The organism is Aquaspirillum soli (assembly GCF_054781915.1).
Map to the genome: position 1 here is coordinate 1 of NZ_BAAGTM010000042.1, position 503 is coordinate 503.

Annotated in this window: 1 protein-coding gene; it reads right to left on the reverse strand. The window is 39.8% G+C overall.

Annotated elements, in window-relative coordinates; all coding sequences use genetic code 11:
• Positions 1 to 503 (reverse strand): transposase (locus ACYVJG_RS12935; protein ID WP_460431418.1); only part of this gene is annotated, 503 nt, incomplete at both ends.

The window sequence follows — 503 nt, forward strand, 5'->3', positions numbered from 1 at the left end:
GCTTTCTTCACATTCACAAGCATTCGTTGAATCTCTTTCTGGTAATTACTTAATACTTTTTTCATGATTGTCTTGATCCGCCGACTATAAATGCCGTATCTACGAATTGTTTTGAACTGGTTCTCTGGAATATGACGAATCAGTGCACCAATAAATTCCTCTGCCGACATCGTCTTTATCTTATCCGTGTTAGTTCGTTTATCATGATACTGAAACATCACTATTTTCCCATCGTACAAAAGGATACGATTTAAAGCAATGGGACCACGTTTCATATAACGACTGATATATTCTAATATCTTTTTGAGAGAAGTTCGGCTCCTTTTGGGTGCATGCACGTAAAAACCCTCTGCATTTTTCGTGTACGCCGCTTGTAAAAGCGGCTGGACTCGTGCCTTATCCCATTGGGATAAGGTTCTTCGAATGAGCTTTAGGACCGCATTCTGCCAATATTTCCTCAACATTGCGAACGGAAAATAGTCATAGTCCTTCCATTTTCCATC